Annotated in this window: 17 protein-coding genes; 7 read left to right on the top strand and 10 right to left on the bottom strand. The window is 42.3% G+C overall.

Annotated elements, in window-relative coordinates; all coding sequences use genetic code 11:
- The first annotated feature begins 8 nt into the window (after positions 1–8).
- From ACFOWS_RS11245 to ACFOWS_RS11235, 3 genes are read left to right on the top strand one after another with little or no spacing between them, the layout of a single operon-like run.
- The gene (locus ACFOWS_RS11245; RefSeq protein ID WP_379764584.1) at positions 9–2,441 is read left to right on the top strand and encodes an ABC transporter permease; all 2,433 of its coding nucleotides are present in this window, start codon (positions 9–11) and stop codon (positions 2,439–2,441) included.
- A 22-nt stretch (positions 2,442–2,463) separates the two neighbouring features.
- Positions 2,464–4,863 (top strand): ABC transporter permease, encoded by a 2,400-nt coding sequence (locus tag ACFOWS_RS11240; RefSeq protein WP_379764582.1) that lies wholly within the window; start codon positions 2,464–2,466, stop codon positions 4,861–4,863.
- 7 nt (positions 4,864–4,870) lie between these two features.
- The gene (locus tag ACFOWS_RS11235) at positions 4,871–5,533 is read left to right on the top strand and encodes an ABC transporter ATP-binding protein (RefSeq protein WP_379764580.1); all 663 of its coding nucleotides are present in this window, start codon (positions 4,871–4,873) and stop codon (positions 5,531–5,533) included.
- Between the two features lie 72 nt (positions 5,534–5,605).
- On the opposite strand, the gene ACFOWS_RS11230 is transcribed toward ACFOWS_RS11235, so the two are convergent.
- The 7 genes from ACFOWS_RS11230 to pdxA all read right to left on the bottom strand — a co-directional run bounded on the left by ACFOWS_RS11230 (position 5,606) and on the right by pdxA (position 11,800).
- Complete coding sequence (locus ACFOWS_RS11230; protein ID WP_379765598.1) at positions 5,606–6,724, bottom strand: NAD(P)/FAD-dependent oxidoreductase; 1,119 nt, start codon at positions 6,722–6,724, stop codon at positions 5,606–5,608.
- 35 nt (positions 6,725–6,759) lie between these two features.
- A complete protein-coding gene (gene accC, locus ACFOWS_RS11225) occupies positions 6,760–8,112 on the bottom strand; it encodes an acetyl-CoA carboxylase biotin carboxylase subunit (protein ID WP_366585811.1) in 1,353 nt (450 codons plus the stop codon).
- 89 nt (positions 8,113–8,201) lie between these two features.
- A complete protein-coding gene (gene accB, locus ACFOWS_RS11220) occupies positions 8,202–8,696 on the bottom strand; it encodes an acetyl-CoA carboxylase biotin carboxyl carrier protein (RefSeq protein WP_379764578.1) in 495 nt (164 codons plus the stop codon).
- Between the two features lie 25 nt (positions 8,697–8,721).
- The gene (locus ACFOWS_RS11215; protein ID WP_366585815.1) at positions 8,722–9,720 is read right to left on the bottom strand and encodes a beta-ketoacyl-ACP synthase III; all 999 of its coding nucleotides are present in this window, start codon (positions 9,718–9,720) and stop codon (positions 8,722–8,724) included.
- A 175-nt stretch (positions 9,721–9,895) separates the two neighbouring features.
- A complete protein-coding gene (gene rpmF / locus ACFOWS_RS11210) occupies positions 9,896–10,096 on the bottom strand; it encodes a 50S ribosomal protein L32 (protein ID WP_207096090.1) in 201 nt (66 codons plus the stop codon).
- A gap of 7 nt (positions 10,097–10,103) precedes the next feature.
- Positions 10,104–10,634 (bottom strand): YceD family protein, encoded by a 531-nt coding sequence (locus ACFOWS_RS11205; protein ID WP_379764575.1) that lies wholly within the window; start codon positions 10,632–10,634, stop codon positions 10,104–10,106.
- A gap of 113 nt (positions 10,635–10,747) precedes the next feature.
- On the bottom strand, positions 10,748–11,800 hold the full coding sequence (gene pdxA / locus ACFOWS_RS11200; RefSeq protein ID WP_379764573.1) for a 4-hydroxythreonine-4-phosphate dehydrogenase PdxA: 1,053 nt from the start codon (positions 11,798–11,800) through the stop codon (positions 10,748–10,750).
- A 58-nt stretch (positions 11,801–11,858) separates the two neighbouring features.
- Here pdxA and ACFOWS_RS11195 point away from each other — a divergent pair, with 58 nt between their 5' ends.
- Positions 11,859–12,449: a riboflavin synthase gene (locus tag ACFOWS_RS11195; protein ID WP_379764571.1), complete on the top strand. Its 591-nt coding sequence runs from the start codon at positions 11,859–11,861 to the stop codon at positions 12,447–12,449.
- Positions 12,450–12,524: 75 nt separating this feature from the next.
- On the top strand, positions 12,525–13,280 hold the full coding sequence (locus tag ACFOWS_RS11190) for a sulfite exporter TauE/SafE family protein (protein WP_379764569.1): 756 nt from the start codon (positions 12,525–12,527) through the stop codon (positions 13,278–13,280).
- Positions 13,281–13,337: 57 nt separating this feature from the next.
- Here the strand turns inward: ACFOWS_RS11190 and ACFOWS_RS11185 are convergent, their stop codons facing one another.
- Positions 13,338–15,953 carry a M14 family metallopeptidase gene (locus ACFOWS_RS11185; RefSeq protein WP_379764567.1) on the bottom strand — a complete coding sequence of 872 codons (2,616 nt, stop codon included), beginning with the start codon at positions 15,951–15,953 and terminating at the stop codon, positions 13,338–13,340.
- A gap of 211 nt (positions 15,954–16,164) precedes the next feature.
- Between ACFOWS_RS11185 and ACFOWS_RS11180 the strand changes: the two genes are divergently transcribed.
- Complete coding sequence (locus tag ACFOWS_RS11180) at positions 16,165–16,743, top strand: Crp/Fnr family transcriptional regulator (RefSeq protein WP_379764565.1); 579 nt, start codon at positions 16,165–16,167, stop codon at positions 16,741–16,743.
- Between the two features lie 72 nt (positions 16,744–16,815).
- Positions 16,816–17,490: a hypothetical protein gene (locus tag ACFOWS_RS11175; RefSeq protein WP_379764563.1), complete on the top strand. Its 675-nt coding sequence runs from the start codon at positions 16,816–16,818 to the stop codon at positions 17,488–17,490.
- Positions 17,491–17,496: 6 nt separating this feature from the next.
- Here ACFOWS_RS11175 and ACFOWS_RS11170 read toward each other — a convergent pair whose 3' ends face one another.
- Together ACFOWS_RS11170 and ACFOWS_RS11165 are read right to left on the bottom strand one after the other, a co-directional pair.
- The gene (locus tag ACFOWS_RS11170) at positions 17,497–18,876 is read right to left on the bottom strand and encodes a Gfo/Idh/MocA family oxidoreductase (protein ID WP_379764561.1); all 1,380 of its coding nucleotides are present in this window, start codon (positions 18,874–18,876) and stop codon (positions 17,497–17,499) included.
- A 273-nt stretch (positions 18,877–19,149) separates the two neighbouring features.
- Positions 19,150–19,955: M20/M25/M40 family metallo-hydrolase (locus ACFOWS_RS11165; protein ID WP_379764559.1), on the bottom strand; the 806-nt coding region annotated here is incomplete at its 5' end.

Below are 19,955 nucleotides of genomic sequence, written 5' to 3'. Positions count from 1 at the left end.
GTATCAACATGTTTAAAAACAACATTAAAATAGCTTGGAGGAGTTTAAAAAAGCAGCCCTTTTTTACATTCCTCAATACCTTTGGGTTGGCCATTGGCATTGCTTCAGCAATATTGATTGCTCTATTTATTTATGATGAATTGAGCTATGACAAAATGTTCGCTGATGCAGAACGAATTTATAGAATTGACAGTGATATTAAATTTGGTGGTGCCGAAATGAGATCGGCAGAAGCAGCCGCACCCATGGCCGCTACCATGCAGCGGGATTTTCCACAAGTGGAATCTACCATTCGGTTCCGTGATAGAGGTAGTCTGCTCCTTCGAAAAACAGATACCGAAACCAATGCAAAAGAACTCAGGGTAACCTTTGTGGACTCTACTTTCTTTGATTTTTTTGGCATAAAACTTCTGGTAGGTGACAAAAGAACGGCCCTAAATGAGCCCAATACCCTTGTACTTACCAAAACAGCGGCAGAAAAACACTTTGGCGTGCAAAATGCCTTAGGCCAAAGCATGTTGTTGAACAACACGGACACCTACACTGTAACTGGAGTCATTGATGATTTGCCAAAGAATTCCTTTTTGCGTGAACATTCTGTCTTTATGGCAATGTCTGGTTATGCAGATTCCCGGGACCCAAATTGGGGCAGCAACAACTATTTTACATTTGTTAAATTAATTCCCTCGGCCAACGTTCAGGAATTCGAGAGGCCGTTGAACGGTATTGTGGACGATTATATATTTCCATGGGCGCAGCAATACTTCCCGGGGATGACCAAAGAATCCTTTATAGCATCTGGCAACTATGTTAACTTCTATACCAAACCGCTCACCGATATTCACCTGTATTCACATCGCGATACTGAAATGAGTGCCAATAGCAGTATTCAGAATGTATATATTCTTTCTTTCATTGGGTTGTTTTTAATTGTATTGGCCAGTGTCAATTTCATGAACCTATCCACGGCCCAGTCCTTAAGAAGGGCAAAAGAAGTTGGGGTTAGAAAAACGTTGGGTTCCAAAAAAATAGATTTGATCCGCCAATTCCTTATGGAGTCTGGATTGATTTCGTTTATATCATTGGTTCTGGCGTTGATATTGGCCATTTTGGTTCTCCCATTGTTCAACGACCTTTCCGGAAAATCAATTGCTATACCCTATTCCAGTCCATTTTTCTGGGCCTTGCTTTTGATGGGCACTGTGTTGTTGGGTCTTTTTTCAGGTAGCTATCCCGCCTTCTTTTTATCTCGATTCGTACCTGTTAAGACCTTGAAGGGAGATACCCAGGGTGATGTGGGGGGAGGCACCATTAGAAATGCCTTGGTAGTATTCCAATTTGCAATTTCTGTCTTTTTGATTGTGGGCACCATCGTGGTATATCAACAACTACAGTTTATTCAAAACAAAGACCTTGGTTTTACCAAAGATCAAATCGTATTGGTTGATGATGTTTTTGCCGTTGGAGACCAAACACAGGCTTTTAAAGAGGAGATTACAAATCTAAGTCAGGTGGAAAGCTCAACGTTGAGCTTTTTCTTCCCAACCCCATCATCCCGTTCCAACAGTTCCTTTTTTCCTGAAGGCTCAAGAAGTCAAGAAAATGCGCTTCAAATGCAAACTTGGTATGTTGATGAAGACTATGTCCCTACCATGAACATGGAATTGATTGCCGGAAGAAACTTCAACAATGACTTTGCTACGGATACCACTGCAGTGATTGTCAACGAGGCAACCCTTAAAGTTCTTGGCGTAAGTCCCCAGGAGGCATTGGGCATGCGAATCTCTCAGGAGGCAGAATCGGAAACCCCCCAGTTCAACACCATAATCGGGGTGGTCAAAAACTTTCATTATGAGTCGCTACGTGAAAATATTGCTTCCTTAGGTCTGTTTTTTAGTGGGACCTCTGGAATGTTGGCCGTAAAAATGAACCCTGGGGATTTTGCTTCCACACTGGCAAATATTGAGGGTATTTGGAACAAGTTCGCTCCCGGACAACCCTTTAGCTACAACTTCATGGACGACTCTTTCAATTCAACCTATGATGCGGAGCAACGTCTGGGGAAAATATTTGTGGTGTTCACCATCCTCTCCATCTTAATTGCTTGTTTAGGTCTCTTTGGCCTGGCGGCTTTCAATGCACAAAAGCGTACAAAAGAAATTGGGGTTCGTAAGGTACTTGGGGCCACGGTCGGTCAGATTACCTTCAGGCTCACCACAGATTTCCTTAAAATGGTGGGTATTGCCATTCTTATTTCAATGCCCATTGGTTGGTTTGCCATGAATAAGTGGCTGGAGGACTTTTCATACCGAATTGAAATAGGTTGGTGGGTGTTTGTTCTGGCCGCTCTTTTGGCAGTTGGCGTAGCTATATTGACAGTGGGTTACCAAAGCATTAAGGCTGCTGTGGTAAATCCCGTGAAAAGCCTTAGAACCGAATAAATCATCATCAAAACAAACCATCATGATTAAGAATTATTTTAAAATCGCATGGAGGAACCTTACTAAAAATAAGGCTTATACCATCATCAATGTAGGGGGACTGGCCCTTGGCATGGCCGTAGCCTTGATTATTGGGCTGTGGATACAGGATGAGTTGTCCCACAACAATTATTTTACCAAAAAAAATAAGATTGCCCAAGTTTTCCAGTCGCAGACCTTTAACGGTGAGACCGGAACTGGCCCCGCCCTTCCGCGTCCTTTGGAAAAAGCATTTCGAGATGGTTACATGGACAATTTTGAGCATCTGGTGATGTCTTCTTGGAACAATTCCCAATATTTAAAATACAAGGAGACAAGCATTTCCAGAGAAGGTAACTTTATGCAGCGGGGAGCTCCCGAACTATTCGACCTTAACATCCTTAAAGGAGAAAAGGATGGGCTTCGGGAAATCAACTCTATTATGCTTTCTGCTTCAACAGCAAACGCCTTGTTTGGCAATGAAGACCCTATTGGAAAGTCAATTAAGATCAACGGGCAATATGATATGATGGTCACCGCGGTATATGAGGACATTCCTTATAACACTTCCTTTAAGGATGTAAAATTTTTAATGCCTTGGGATAAATATGTTGCTGTAAATGAATGGATCAAAAATGCTGAGACTCAGTGGGGGAACAATTCCTTTCAAATGTTTGTTCAGATCGCGGACAACACTACAATGGAGAGTGTTACATCTACTATAAAAGATGTAAAAAAGAACCTGAACGAGGATACTGTTGAATTCAACCCGCAGCTTTTTCTATTGCCCATGGAAGACTGGTATTTGCGCAACCGTTTTGAAAACGGAAAACAAGTTGGGGGACGGATCAAATATGTATGGTTGTTTGGTATCATAGGCATTTTTGTATTGCTCTTGGCGTGCATCAACTTTATGAATCTGAGTACGGCACGCTCCGAGAAGAGAGCCAAGGAAGTTGGAATTAGAAAATCAATCGGGTCCCATAGAGGGCAATTGATCAATCAATTCTTGGGAGAATCCTTTTTGGTGGTTGTGTTGGCTTTTGTCATTGCCCTTTTGATTGTGGTACTTTCTTTGGGCGGTTTTAACGAACTCGCTCGAAAGGAAATAGCATTTCCATGGACGAACCCCACATTTTGGCTGGTATCTTTAGTATTTATTCTGCTAACCGCACTGTTGGCCGGTAGTTATCCTGCATTATACCTATCCTCCTTTAGACCTGTTGATGTACTTAAAGGCACTTTCCAGGCTGGGAAGCATTCTGGTTTGGCCCGAAAGGCATTGGTGGTACTGCAGTTTACAGTTTCAGTGGCTTTTATCATTGGCACCGTCATTGTGATGCAGCAAATCAACCATGCCAAAAATCGTCCCGTCGGATATGATAAGGAAGGACTGGTACAGCTTCCAACCATGAGCCCAGAGTTTTATGGTAAATATGAATTGATGCGCACGGAATTCCTAAATTCTGGAGCGGTGGTTGAGATGTCCTCTTCCAGTAGCCCCACAACCAACATTTGGTCCAATAGAAGTGGTTGGACCTGGGAAGGTAAAGCAGAAGGGTTTCAAGAAGATTTTGCCTGGACGGAAGTCTCTCCAGAATACGCAAAATCCCTTAACCTTAAAATTGTAGAAGGACGAGATTTTTCTAGGGAATTTCCATCAGATTCCAGTGCCATTCTACTCAACGAAACTGCCGTAAAATACTTGGGTATTGAAAATCCTGTTGGTATGTTGTTCAGGGATACCGATAAGGAAAATCCGAGTGAGCCCCTTAAAGTTATTGGCGTTGTTGAAGATATGATAGCCCAGTCCCCTTATGAACCTGTAAAACAAGCTATTTATGCGTTTGATAGATATGACAATGCATCGTATTATAATCTTAGACTTAACCCTAGGCAAAGTGCAAGTCAAAATTTAGCTGTAATAGAACGTGTCTTCAAAGAGCATTTCCCCGATGTTCCGTTTCATTACGATTTTGTGGACTCGGAATACGGTGAGAAGTTTGCGGCTGAAGAACGTATAGGGCAATTATCAGGAATCTTTACGGCTTTGGCCATCATAATAAGTTGTTTGGGGCTATTTGGCCTTACCTCGTTCGTGGCCGAGCAGCGTACCAAGGAAATTGGAGTGCGAAAAGTTCTTGGCGCAACCGTATTCAATGTATGGAACATGCTTTCCAAGGACTTTTTAAAACTCGTTATTATCTCTTGTTTTATAGCAGTGCCCATCGCCTACTATGTGATGAACGGTTGGTTACAGGAATATCCCTATCGGGTAATCCTTAAATGGTGGATTTTTGCCTTGGCCATGATTGGAGCCTTGTTGATTACTGTGGTTACCGTGAGTTTTCAGGCGATACGAGCGGCAAGGGCCAATCCAGTAAAAAGTTTACGGACAGAATAGTTAAAAAATGCTACTACAACTCAACAACATTTTTAAGTGGGTCAACTCTGGCGGCCAACGTGTATTTCTTTTAAAGGACATCAATCTCGAAGTTCAAGAGGGAGAATTTATTTCCATTATGGGGCCATCCGGTTCGGGGAAATCTACTTTGTTGAATGTTATTGGTATGTTGGACACGTTTGATGAAGGCGAGTACCAGTTTTTGGATGAACCCGTACATTCCTTAAAAGAAAAATACCGAGCCAACTTATACAAGGAATACATCGGTTTTGTGTTCCAATCCTATCATTTACTGGATGAACTTACTGTAAAGGAAAATTTAGAAATGCCTCTGCTCTACAAAAAACTCAAAGGCTCCGAGCGTAAAGCCAAGGTGGCCGACATGTTGGACAGATTCAACATTGTGGGCAAAAAAGACCTTTTCCCAGCCCAATTAAGTGGTGGACAACAACAATTGGTAGGCGTTGCACGGGCCTTGATATCCAACCCCAAGCTCATTTTAGCGGATGAGCCCACTGGAAACTTAAATTCCAAACAAGGAGAAGAAATCATGGAACTGTTCAAGGAGTTGAACGACGAGGGTGTAACCATTATTCAAGTAACCCATTCCGAAAAGAACGCAGAATACGGCTCTCGAATCATCAATTTATTGGATGGGAGGATGATTTGAGTAAAAAGTGCAAGTTCAAGTTCAAACTCAAGTATCAATATTTTGGGCTTGGTCTTGAACTTGGATTTGAACTTACTGAGCCAAATCGGCAAGTTCTTGGCCCACCAAACTCCCCAAGGCAACGCCCATTCCGCCGAGACGGACACCACAATACACGGAATTGGAAATCGGTTTGACTATGGGTGATTTTTGGCTGCCCACGCCCATAATGCCACTCCACCTGCGGTCAATTTGAATCTTTTGATGGGGTAAAATCACCTCGCTGAGCAATTTTTCCAAGGAATTTTGGATGATTTCGGTCTCCCCAAATTCCATGGTTTCCTCGGATTTTATATCGAGGTTGCGGCCACCGCCAAACAAAATCCGGTTATTAATATTTCTGAAATAGTAATAGCCTTCATCAAAATGAAAGGTTCCTTTTATGCGAAGATTTTTAATGGGTTGTGTTACCAATACTTGCGCCCTGGCCGGTTTCACCACTTCAGATTTCAACAATTTTGAGGCAAACCCATTGGTGGCCACGAAAACCTTTTTAGAATTAAATTCAAAACCGTCGGTAGCAACGTGAGCTTTGTCGCCTGCTTCTTGGATCTCCTTGACTTCAATCCCGTTTAGAATGGGAATATGAGCATCATAACATTTTTGGAGTAACGCTTGCATCATCTTGCCGGTGTCCAACTGTCCTTCAAATTGATGGGTGATGTATTGCTCTTGAATCTTCCCAAACCCAAATACATTTTTCGTCTTTACGAAAGGAGCGTCCCCAAAAATCGGTCGTAGCAATTCGTTTAAATCATCCATCCGATTCAAACAGTTCTCAAATAACTCTGGATTTTTCTTTAAAAAAAGTTCATGGCCTCCATGTTGTTCAAAACCAATGGCTTTATCGCCCAAAAGTTTACACAACAATTGGATTCCAGAATTCCTTTTTTGAACTAGTTGAACAACCTCTTCCTCAGCATGGGAATTTAGATCAGAAACGAGTTCAGAAATGCTTCCAAAACAGGCAAATCCTGCATTTTTGGTGCTGGCGCCCTGCGGAAGACTTCCTCTTTCCAAGACCAAAATTTTACTTTGGGGATACTTTTCTTTTAACCGAAGCGCACAATTGAGCCCTACCAAACCGCTTCCGATTACGGTGAAGTCCACTTGGGACAGCCAAGTTTTATATTCCCAATAGCTTAGTTCCATAGCATAAAAAACCCCGATTATCATCGGGGTCTATTTTAATCTTGATATTTAGGATCCATTTTAAACCCTTCCATAAATTTGGTGGTGTAATTCCCTGCCAAATAATCGGGGTGGTCCATTAATTGCCTGTGGAACGGAATTGTGGTCTTTACACCTTCAATCACAAACTCATCCAATGCCCTTCTCATTTTGTTGATGGCCTCTTCCCGGGTTTGGGCAGTGGTAATCAACTTGGCAATCATGGAGTCATAGTTCGGCGGAATCATGTAGCCGCTGTACACGTGTGTATCCAACCGTACCCCATGACCTCCTGGTGTATGTAGGGTAGTGATTTTGCCCGGAGAAGGTCTAAATTCGTTATATGGGTCTTCGGCGTTGATTCGACATTCTATGGAGTGCAACTTCGGATAGTAATTCTTACCTGAAATTGGAACCCCGCCTGCCACCAAAATTTGCTCACGAATCAAATCGTAATCCACCACTTGTTCGGTAATGGGATGCTCCACCTGAATACGGGTATTCATCTCCATAAAGTAGAAGTTTCGGTGTTTATCAACCAAAAACTCCACGGTTCCCGCTCCTTCATATTTGATATATTCAGCGGCTTTTACCGCTGCTTTACCCATATCGTCACGGAGCTTGTCCGTCATAAAAGGTGATGGGGTTTCTTCCGTCAATTTTTGGTGTCTACGTTGAACGGAGCAATCTCTTTCCGATAAGTGGCACGCCTTCCCATATTGGTCCCCCACTACTTGGATTTCAATATGTCTTGGCTCTTCAATGAGTTTTTCCATGTACATTCCACCATTTCCAAAAGCAGCAGTGGCTTCCTTCACTGCGCTTTCAAAATTCTTTTCCATTTCATCCTCCGACCAAATAGCGCGCATTCCTTTTCCTCCACCTCCAGCGGTAGCCTTAATCATAACGGGATATCCCATTTTCTTGGCTTCTTTTCTGGCATGATCAACATCTTTCAGCAACCCATCCGAACCGGGAACTGTGGGAACACCTGCTTTTTTCATAGTTTCCTTAGCGGTGGCCTTGTCGCCCATTTTTTCTATCTGCTCGCCCGATGCACCAATAAATTTGATGTCGTGTTCTGCACAAATTTTGGAAAACTTGGCATTTTCAGAAAGAAAACCATAACCAGGGTGTATACCATCGGCATTGGTAATCTCTGCCGCAGCAATGATGTTGGGTATCTTTAAATAGGATTCATGACTGGGCGCTGGACCGATACAGACAGCTTCATCCGCAAATCGAACATGAAGACTTTCCTCATCGGCTTTAGAATAAACGGCCACGGTCTTAATGCCCATTTCCTTGCAGGTTCGTATAATACGAAGTGCAATCTCGCCCCTATTTGCAATTAATATCTTTTTAAACATAGAATACAATTTTAAATTTTGGATTCTAAATTTTAAATGGTTTTAAATAACTAATAACTAGTCACTTAAAATTTAGCATTTAAAATTATCTATGATGGGTCTACCAAAAACAAAGGTTGGTCAAATTCAACCGGAGAGGAGTCTTCAACCAAAACTTTTACAATTTTACCGGAAACTTCAGATTCAATATCGTTGAAGAGTTTCATGGCTTCGATCACACAAAGAACATCGCCTTTGCTAACATTGGTTCCAACCTCAACAAACGCTGGTTTGTCTGGGGAAGGCTTTCTGTAGAAAGTTCCAATAATTGGCGATTTAATGGTAATATATTTAGATTCTTCCGATTTTGATGCTGATTCAGCCTTAGGTGCTGCAGCTTCTTGGGTCGCTGGAGTCTGTGCAGCTGGTGGAGCAGACTGTGCTTGGGGTACAGGAATCTGCTGTACAATTGTTGTTTCTGGGGAGCCACTGCTCGTGCTTCCCGTGCGGATTGTGATCTTGAGGTCTTCCATCTCCAATTTCACCTCGCTGGCGCCAGATTTGGCGACAAACTTGATCAAACTTTGAATTTCCTTAATGTCCATGGAATATAATTTAGTTAGTAGTGTGCTATTTTGAATTATAGGCCCATTTTAAATATATGGAACCCCACGTAAACCCTCCGCCAAAGGCGGCAAAAATTAAATTATCCCCTTTCTTGAGTTGTTTTTCATAATCAAATAACAACAAGGGCAAGGTAGCGGATGTTGTATTTCCGTACCGATCTATATTGATCATTACCTTTTCAGGAGCCACGCCCATTCTGTTAGCGGTGGCATCAATGATTCGTTTATTGGCTTGATGTGGTACCAACCACTGCACATCCTCATGCGTAAGATTGTTTCGTTCCATGATCAATGCAGATACATCAGCCATATTGGAAACGGCAAATTTGAAAACAGATTTACCGTCTTGATACACATAATGCTGTTTGTTCTTTACGGTTTCTTCTGATGCGGGTAGAATGGAGCCTCCAGCATCAATCTTTAAAAACTGTCGTCCAATACCATCCGATCGCAGGTATTCATCCTGTAGGCCCAAACCCTCTTCATTGGGCTCAAAAAGGGCAGCTCCAGCACCATCGCCAAAAATGATGCAGGTGGTACGATCGGTATAGTCTAAAATGGATGACATTTTATCCGCACCAATCACCAAAACTTTCTTATATCTTCCAGATTCAATATAACTGGCTGCAGTTGACATGCCATACAAAAAGCTGGAGCACGCCGCTTGAAGATCGTAGGCAAATGCATTCACCGCACCAATTTGTGAAGCCACATAAGCCGCAGTAGATGCAACTGGAAGGTCTGGTGTGGCCGTGGCCACCAAAACAAAATCAATTTCAGAAGGGTCTACCCCGCTTTTTTGTATTAAATCCTCTGCGGCCTTTATAGCCATATATGAGGTGCCGGCGTTTTCTTTCTTTAAGATTCTTCGTTCTTTGATTCCGGTCCGGGTAGTGATCCATTCATCATTGGTATCTACCATGGTTTCCAGTACTTTGTTGGAAAGAACGAAATCTGGAACATATCCACCTACAGCTGTGATGGCCGCTGTTGTTTTTTTCATTTTAGCGTCTCTTTTTTTGTCAAAAACATTGAAATTTGACCCAAAAGCGGTGAAAATTAGTCATTTTATATGACTTTTTCGTCAAAACGGGTTCGTTTTTAAATCAGAATATGGGTCCATAAAAAAACTCCCGTTGCAGAATAACGGGAGTTGGTTTAGTATGAGAAGGTTGCGGTTAGGCCGCAGTCTCTTCTTCGGTCTTGTCAATTAAAACTTGGCCTCTGTAGTACAATTTGCCTTCATGCCAATGCGCTCTGTGGTAAAGGTGCATTTCACCGGTTGTTGAATCCTTGGCAATGGTAGGGGCCACAGCTTTGTAGTGGGTTCTTCTTTTGTCCCTTCTGGTCTTTGATGTTTTTCTTTTAGGATGTGCCATTATAAACCTATTTGTCCGTTAGTAACTTTTTTAAATCATCCCATCTGGGATCTGTTTTTTCTGATGGTTTCTTTTCCTCTTTTGGTTGTAATTCCTCCAACTTGTCCAAGATATCCGACTTTAATGTTCCATCTTCAACTCCAGGGTGAACCCGTTTGTGTGGAACGGCCAACACCAACATCTCATAGACATACTGTGCAATGTTGAATTGGTGTTCGCCATGGGGAATAATAAGGATTTCATCATCCTCATCATTGTATTCTTCCCCAAACTTAATCACCAATTGTAAATCTGAACTGATGGGTTGATCATACGGTTCCCCTGTTAGATCACAGTCCACATTTACCGTGCCCTTTGCTTCCACTTCAAGCTCCATCATGGTGCTCATTTTTTCCAAAACGGCGGTCACTTGAACGGATGCTCCGTTAAATTCTTGGTATTCAAAAGATTCAAAGAACGCATTGTCAATCTCGTACACAAATTCATGTTTTCCCAACTTCAATCCTGAAAAAGGGATAAAAAACTCCTTCAGCTTCATCGTTTCTACACTTAGGGTTTGTGTACCAGCCTGTAAAGGCGGGTGCAAAGATACTACTTATTTGCAAAACTGCAATTCCAAAGCTAACAAATATCAAATCCAAGCACAAGTTTTTAACTGGCTCTCTTTGTCTTTTGTTTTTGCAATGGATTTTTGTTCAATTCTATATACTCAGAACGGTTCCTAAAGACTTTAATTGCCATAAAAACGGCTTCCTTAAAGGAGCTTTCATCTGCCTTCCCTTTTCCTGCAATTTCATAGGCGGTGCCATGGTCCGGTGAGGTACGAATTCGTTCTAAGCCTGCTGTGTAGTTCACCCCTTTTGCAAAGGAAAGGGTCTTGAACGGAATTAGGCCTTGATCGTGGTAGGCCGCCAAGATTGCATCAAACTGGGTGTGGGTATTGGACCCAAAAAAACTATCTGCAGAATACGGGCCATACACCAAAGTTCCTTTATTGAACATTTCCTCAATCACCGGCTTCATGATTTTATCGTCTTCCTCACCAATAGTGCCATTGTCTCCACTGTGTGGATTTATGCCCAAAAGTGCAATCTTGGGCCTGCGAATACCAAAATCCATTTTGAGGGACTTTTCCATGGTGGCCACTTTATGCCGAATCAATTTTGGGGTAATGGCATGGGCTACATCTTTTACCGCGATATGATCCGTCAACAATCCTACCCGAAGGGTATCCGCCACCATAAACATGAGGCTTTCACCATTGAGTTCTTGGGCCAAAAAGTCGGTATGGCCCGGAAACTTAAAGTCATCGGCCTGCACATTGTTCTTGTTGATGGGCGCCGTAATCAGTACATCAATTTTCTCTTCTTTTAAGGCTGCAACTGCAGCTCTGAGGGATTTAATGGCATATTTTCCACCTTCCTCAGTAGCTTTTCCATATTCAATGTTGGGAACTTCCTTCCAAACATTTACAATATTGATTTTTCCCTCTACGGCTTGGGAGGCATCCCGCACACCATTAAAGGTAATATCGATTCCCAAATCCGATTTTTGCTGGGATATGGTCTTGTTCGATGCAAAAATGACGGGAGTGCAGAAATCCAACATTCTTGCATCTTCAAACGTCTTGAGTGCTACTTCGCACCCTATGCCATTAATATCCCCAATGGAAATCCCAAGCTTTAATTTTTGCGTTTCTTTCATAGAATCAATGCTGATATAGCTACTTTTGCACTACAAAGCTAGTCAATTAATAACATTCATGTTCACAGGTATTATAGAGACTTTGGGGAAAGTTGAAAAGCTCCAAAAAGAAGGTGGAAATTTGCACATTACCGTTTCTTCCAGCCTCACCCAAGAATTGAAAATTGATCAAAGTGTGTCCCACAATGGTGTTTGTCTTACCGTGGTTTCCATTGAAGGTAACTTGTATACCGTCACCGCCATTGAAGAAACCTTGAACAAGACCAGTTTAGGTGCTTTAGCCGTTGGAGATGCCGTGAATTTGGAACGTGCTATGCTTTTGGGTGCCCGTTTGGACGGCCATATTGTGCAAGGCCATGTGGACCAAACTGCAGTTTGCATTTCTATTGAAGAAAAAGATGGAAGCTGGTTTTTCACTTTTCAATATGATTCCAAACTGAACAATATTACCATTGAAAAGGGCTCCATCACCGTGGATGGAGTAAGCCTTACCGTGGTCGATTCCAAAAAGGACAGCTTTAGTGTGGCCATTATACCGTATACGTATGAACATACCCGATTCCATACCTATAAAGTGGGTACTGTGGTCAATCTTGAGTTTGACGTGGTGGGCAAGTATGTGGCCCGATTAATGCAACTACGAAACTGATTCTCCGGCCATAATCCTCGCATGAAGACACAAGATATCTTTTTGGGTTATTTTTGTATCTGACCAATAAACCGAATGGATCTCACTCCCTTATCCCAAATTTCAATTGCCTCTTGGGTCTTGGCAGCCACGGCAACATTTCTTCTGGGCATATCAAAAGCCGGTTTAAAAGGCATGTCTATTTTCAATGTGACCTTGATGGCATTGGCTTTTGGCTCCAAGGCTTCAACAGGTTTGTTTGTGCCGTTGTTGATTGTGGGCGACATCTTTGCCGTTATCTATTATAATCGACATACCCAGTGGAAATATATTTTACGCTTTCTCCCATGGATGATATTTGGCATCCTCATTGGAGTACTGGTTGGGAAAGACCTTCCAGAACGGGAATTCAAATGGGGTATGGTCACCGTTATTTTTATCAGTTTGGGGATGCTCTACTGGTGGGACCGCAGAAAATCTGAACATGTTCCAACCCACTGGCTATTTGCAGGGTCTATGGGCGTTATGGCCGGAATATGCACCATGATAGGAAATTTGGCGGGCGCCTTTACCAACATCTTCTTTTTGGGCATGCGCTTACCAAAAAATGAATTTGTTGGCACGGCGGCATGGTTGTTTTTTATTACCAATACATTTAAGCTTCCGTTTCACATTTTTGTTTGGAAAACCGTTACTGCGGAAAGTCTCTTGATTAACCTGCGACTATTGCCTGCGATTTTGGTAGGGCTTTTTCTTGGGGTGCTCATCGTGAAGAAAATTAACGAGAAAAACTACAAGCGTTTTATTTTGATTGTGACCGCTATTGGGGCGATTGCGATTCTATTTCGTTGATTTAAAAGAAAAACCCACCAGTAGCTGATGGGTTTTCAATTACTTTTTCAATACTTTCTAATCGGATGCTCCCTCATAAATCGCATTAAAAATTAATTTATAGGTACCACGGGGCTGTGCACGAAATTGCGGCCTGAAAGCGTACAATATTACGGCCCCTTTACCGTATTTGGCTTTGACCATGGCAGGCTTTTTGGCAATGTACTTATCTTCGCCCATGGCCCAGCCACTCATCAACAAGTTCTTTTCGGCATAGGTGGCAATTACCTCAACTTCTGGTTTAGGGGCATCTTTGATGTCCTCCTTACCGCCTTCGCCCTCTTTACTCTGCTTATCGATTACAAAAGCCCTGCTCTTATTGAAGGACACTGAAACTGTATCTTTCATACCAAAAGCAAGGGGATTGGTGGTATCAATTCCGGTTTTAATTAACGAGCCTGGAATAAAGAAATCCTTGCTGTCCACTCCTTCAACAGCATCTTTTAGGGGTAGCCCAAACTGCTCGATTACAAAATCACTGGCCGCGTCAAAGGCTAACAAGGTGCCTCCTTGCTTAACATAGTTGCTTAGGGCTAAAGAGCCTTCCAATCCGATACCTCCTGTAAATTTTTCAGGCATTTCCAATGGGGTATGACCATGTAAAATAGATTTTGCTTCTTGTGATGGAAGGATGATGGCATCATACTTCGACAAATCCACCGTTCTGATGTCTGCGTCGTGAAGGGTATCGGTATCAAAAGCATATTCATTCATAACAAAACGAGTCCATCCTTCATCCATATTGGCCACCCAAGACTTGTAGAGCCCCACTTTGGGCAAATGAAGCTTGGTCAATTGAACCTCTGGTTTGGCCATTAACCCGGTGAACTCCAATCCATATTCATCGGCCAAGGATTTTACTAAAGTTTCATCCCCTTGAATTACAAAAGACCCTGCGGGAAGGGTTTGCTTTCCAGCTTTGAATGGGGTCATGGCTTTATAAGCCGTTCCCCCAGCCTTTAAAATTTTGTTTGTGGCCGCAACAGACGCATTGGTGTTTACGCTAAGCGCATACCCATAGGAACCATTTCTGTTGAGACTCCCCTCATAATAATTCACTAATCCGATCACCTTTTCGGTGGAAACATCAAAAGGTTCCTTTATTTTGGCCACATCGATTCCCATTTGCAGGGGCAAGGTCCACCCGGCCAAATCATAAGGAGTGTCCGGAGGACCACCCGGATATTGAAAACGGGTGGGATAGTCCTGCTTTTCCATCAAATCCAGCAAATATGGCCGAAATGCCTGGCCAACATAGATGACATAGGAACCCTTTTCATATTTTGTATCACCAATGGTGAAGTCTTTGGTTGCCAGGTCAATTTCAATCCCGCCTTGTAACAGAACGTTCACCAAATTGACTGCTTCGAAAGAATCCCACTGGTCCTTACCAATTACATAGGCAAAGGGACCTTCGGTCTTGGCTTTTTCAATGGCCGAAGCACCCATTTTGTAAATATTGTAGAGATAATTGCTTTTTCTGTCAGCGGCCAAATCCAATACGGCCCACGTTGCAGTAAGCATATAATCAACAGCATCCCTAAAATGGGATTCCCCACCTTTCCAAGGGTCTGGGTACATAATATCTGTTCCATCGGTTGGAGTTCCGCCAGCCACAGTTTTTGGCAATTTTTCCGGGTCGTAGAATCGTGGTGTTGGCGAAGTATGCCCTGTTTCGGTAAGGATGCCTATCATATTGTGATAATAAGGCACCGTTCTCCCACCACCATTCCAGAACATAGTATAGAAGTTATCGGCAATGGCACCCGGCATATTTTCCAACGAAAAACGCTTCGACATAGCAGAACCTACTTCGCTCACGCCAGCAGTTACAGCAGGATGAATCTTTGGATTCACGGGGTCGGCATACGGAGGAATGGAAATCTTGGTCCATGAAGGTGACGATTGGTGATGGTTATACACAATCTGCGGATACCATTCGTTGTACAGTATTTTGGTGACATTATAGGTCTCCGGCATGGTGTTCATAAACCAGTCGCGGTTATTGTCGTGCCCCATATAATAATGGTAAAGAATAGGGGGTCTTGATGTTTCGTATGGTGTATCGCGATTTTTTCGATACCAATCCACCACAATGTCCAATCCGTCAGGGTTCATCACGGGCATCAAAAGAGTAATCACATTTTCCCGAACTTTTTGCATTTCAGGAGTTTCCGAAGTGGCCAACGTATAGGCCAATTCAGAGGTCATTTGACCGTGGGCCAACTCAGTGGAATGCATTCCGCCATCAATCCAAACAATGGCCTTTCCCTCTTGGGCGAGTTTTGCCGCCTCATCATCCTCAACCTGAACTCTGGCCAATTTGGTGCTGATGTCCTTCCATTTGTCTAACTGTGCTAAATTTTCCTCTGTGGAAATAAAGAGCAAATACATTTTTCGGCCCAATACCGTTTTACCAATCTCAATCTTTTTAACACGGCTGGAAGCGTTGTCCAGCTTGGTCAAATAATCTTCAATTTGGGAGTAATCGGCCAACTGATAGTCGGCCCCTACATTGAATCCGTAAACATCCTTGGGCGAGGGAATATTTTGCGCTATGGTAAACGAGGTGAGGGCCAAAGTCATCACTATGGAAAATAGCAAAGCTTTGGGGTTTGTGTTTTTTGGAATCATTTTCTGAATTAGTTTGAATTTCGTTGGAAATTACGGAATCCTGAGGAGGAATGTAAATGCCATACGGCTTATTTGGTAAGGGAATGGTTCTTTTAAGGTGTCACCTTATCTCTAAACAAAAGCCTATTCGCTTTTCCGATGAAAAATAATCTGTTTTTGGATTATGCACTTTTTTAACGATCTTCAGATTGTACGAAGATTTGGTGCAAAAATGAGAAAAGAACATGCCTCTCTTTATGAATACCTCAGTAAAAGAACTTCGGTCAGTGAGGATGATTTTATGAAGTATTGTCATTTTTTTGAAGTCAAGAAATTAAAAAGGGGGGAATTCTTAAATCACCAAGGCGAAACCTGCACTCATAACTATTTTGTGAACAAAGGTTGTCTTAGACTGTTCTCCTATAATGAAGAAGGGCGGGAAATGACCCGGTATTTTGCTTTTGAACAAAAATTTGGGACTTCCTTGGCCAGTCTAATCAACCGGGAGCCTTCAAACGAGTTTATACAAGCAGTGGAAAAGTCTGAGGTGTTGCAAATTTCTCGAGAAAGCTTTTATCATCTGGTCGAAACTGTCCCAGAAATCAATTTAATATATAGGGATATCTTGGAAATGGCCTATACGACCACTATGAAGCGCATTTATAATTTTCAGGGGAAAAGTGCTCTTGAACGACTACAATGGCTAATGGCCTATCAGCCTAAAATACTGGCTAGGCTCCCCAACAAAATGATAGCTTCTTATCTTGGCATAACTCCTTATACACTTAGCCGTTTAAAATCAGAGCTTTAGAGTTCAAAACGTTGCCATAGAGCAACAAAATCCTAGATTCATCCCTGTATTTTGCACCAAAATATCTGCACGATGAAAACAACTAAGCAAAAATGCAAAATTCCATTTGGAGTAGTAGTTACGGGAATTCTCTTGTTCTTCTGTTCCTTATCCCAAGCACAAAAACCTGAACCCCCTATTCCCGTGGAATTCCTATTGGGCCATAAAGAGATGTACTCCCAGATTGTAATCAAGAAAAAGTTTGCTCCTGAAAGTAAATTCAACTTTTTTGGATTGGCCACCTACTCTGCAACGCATGACAACACTATTGAAGAAAACAGGGCCATCATGATTTCACAAATAAGCTATGATGTTGGAAAGGGTTTTGGGCTCATGGCAGGAGCCGACTACAATTCTTTTTCTGGATTTTCCCCGATTCTTGGGCCCCAACACAACTTTGCTTCCAAAAAATTCCTCGCGGTTACCGTAGCCTCATTCTTTTTAAATGAGGACAGTGACTTCAAAATTTTTGGTCTGTACGAGTACAAGCCCCCAATAAATGACGTGTGGTCTTTGTACACAAGGTTTCAATTCATTTACAATACCAGTTTGGCTGAAGGCTCACACAATATAAGTTATGTTTATTTGCGGGCTGGAGTGAAAAGAAACAACCTAATATTTGGGCTGGGCGCTAACTTAGATTGGGCTGGCCCCAATAAAGACTTTGGTGACAATTACGGCGGATTTGTTAGATGGGAGTTTAATTAATGAGGGTTACAATTTGGTTTCAGAAGGATGCTGCCACGCACCACGATACTGACGTTTTAATAGAGAAGTGGCTTCCAAATCATCCACAATGATTCTTTTTTCCGGATTGTAAATGAGGGGGCGTTGCAAGTCCATGGCAAGATTGGCCATGATGCAGCTTGCCGTGGAAATATGGCCTTCTTCCACATCGGCAACAGGAAGCGTATCGTTTTCAATGGCAGCCAGTAAGTCCAACATGTGCGCCCGAGTTGCTGGAGCCGTATGCAGTTCGATGTCTTTTTCCTTTAAATCCTCTGGATATTCCTCACGTTCATACACCGCTTCCTTTTTAATGGTTTCACCCCCACCGTTGGGGATGAACTCATATTTGTGTACACTTCCTTTTAAGGTTCCTTTATCGCCATAAATAAAAAAAGCCCAAGGATATTCGGGGTCTGGAGGGGTTCCCCAACTTCGATGTTGCCAAATGCAGTTGAGCTCATCAAACTCAAATACGGCAGTTTGGGTATCCGTAATATTGGCGATGGAATCCTTTTGCACATAAATGCCCCCGGTTGAGCTCACTTTTTTGGGCCATCCCAGCCCCAGCATCCACCGAACCGTATCCAACATGTGGACGCACATATCGCCCACAATACCGTTTCCATACTCCATAAAGGCACGCCAAGTTCTGTGCGGAACACCCACAAAGGGTCTCATGGGTGCGGGACCGGACCAAAGGTCATAATCGAAATAATCAGGAACCTCCTGAATGGGAGGGTTGGCATTCCATCGCATGTGGTAGTAGCAACAGATGTCTACATGGGATATGTTGCCCAACAATCCGGCTTCAATAATGTTTTTCTTGCCCTCAACTAGATGCGGGGTGCTCCTGCGCTGCGTGCCTATTTGGACCTTCTTTCCCAATTTTCGTGCCGTGGCCAGAATGGATTCGCCTTCCAAAACATCGATGCTTATGGGTTTTTGAAGGTATAAATGCGCTCCAGATTCCATGGCCTCAATGGCTTGAAGCGCATGCCAATGGTCTGGAGAACCGATCAGTACGATGTCCAAATCCTTTTCGGCCAGCATTTTACGATAATCTTTGTATAGACGTGGCTTTTTACCCGATTTCTGCCGTTCTGAAACCAGTTTTGCGGCTTCTTCCAAATAGTTTTGGTCCACATCGCAGAGCGAAACCACTTCCACATTGGCTACCTGAATCAGTTTGAACAAATCACTTTTACCATACCAGCCACAACCAATAAGCCCTACTCTCCATTTTTTTGTGGAATACATTAAGTCCAGCCCGTAAGCCCCAAATGATGATAGCGCCAAGGCTGCTGTGGACCCTTTTAAAAAGTTTCTTCGGTTAATGTAAAATGGTTTAGGCTGGTTGTTGTTCATGGTTGAGTTTTGACCATCAAGTTAAGATTAATCTTTGAACTGCGTATTTAACCTATCTATAATCCTTCCCAAGTTAATCCCACGGTTGTATTTGCCCTACTGTCCAAATGTCGTTTTTAAAACTATATGATTTCTGTCATGTATTCTGTTGCTCATAGATCCATAAGCGCTACGTTAACAGGTTTGATTGAAAATTTCTATAGGTGCCATATAATTCTTACTTTGGGTAAAAAACTTAGCCATAATTATGGTCGCATCCCTATTGAACAGTATTTATTTACTATTGGTCCTTTCCAAGATGAGTGATGAAAAGGATTTTACAGCAACTTTCATGCACGCTTCATCAACTGCGAAATTTGGAGCATGGTTCATTGCATCTATCCCCTTTTCGAGATTTGAACCGCCCAATAGAAAATATACCCCAGGTGTTTTTTGTTGAAAGTAAATGAAGTCATCATTGAAATAAGGGATTTGACCATAATCTGTCAAAACCGCTTCATCACCATAAATGGTATTGATGGTCTTTATGGCGCTATCGGTTAATTTCTCATCATTCAATACAGTTGGATTCCCTTCAATATACGACGTAGAAATAAACTCACTTTTAAATTCTGAACGGGTTATTATTTGCTCAATTTCTAGTGGAATAGTGGATAAATTGGATTTATCGGTTTCATACAGATTGGCTTTTATCTGAAGTTGATCATTGACTTCTTCAATAACGCAATTTTCATCCATGAAAAGATAATCCCCAAAAGCAGTATTCGGGTCATTCAATCCGGAAGTGGCATCAAAAGCCCTATGTATTTCCCAAGGATTTGCTCCATCTTTTTTTCGCAGCATTTTATTTCTAATACGATTGTACAAAACTTTTGCATCGTCTTTAGAAAACCTATCACTAAGTGTAATCTGTATTCTTTTTTGATATGCAAATATTTCATTGGGTTTGACCATTATTTGACCAACCGGCAGTGCAGTTACGTGCAATGCATATATTTCATCAATGTTCAATTCGGAAAACAACTTGCTTTCAACCATATTTTGAGCACCAACAAAAGTCTCTTCTTCAGGCTGAAAAA

Origin of the sequence: Flagellimonas marina, from assembly GCF_042651185.1 — a bacterium.
GTDB lineage: Bacteria > Bacteroidota > Bacteroidia > Flavobacteriales > Flavobacteriaceae > Flagellimonas > Flagellimonas marina.
This window is presented reverse-complemented; position numbering and strand designations above follow the sequence as displayed.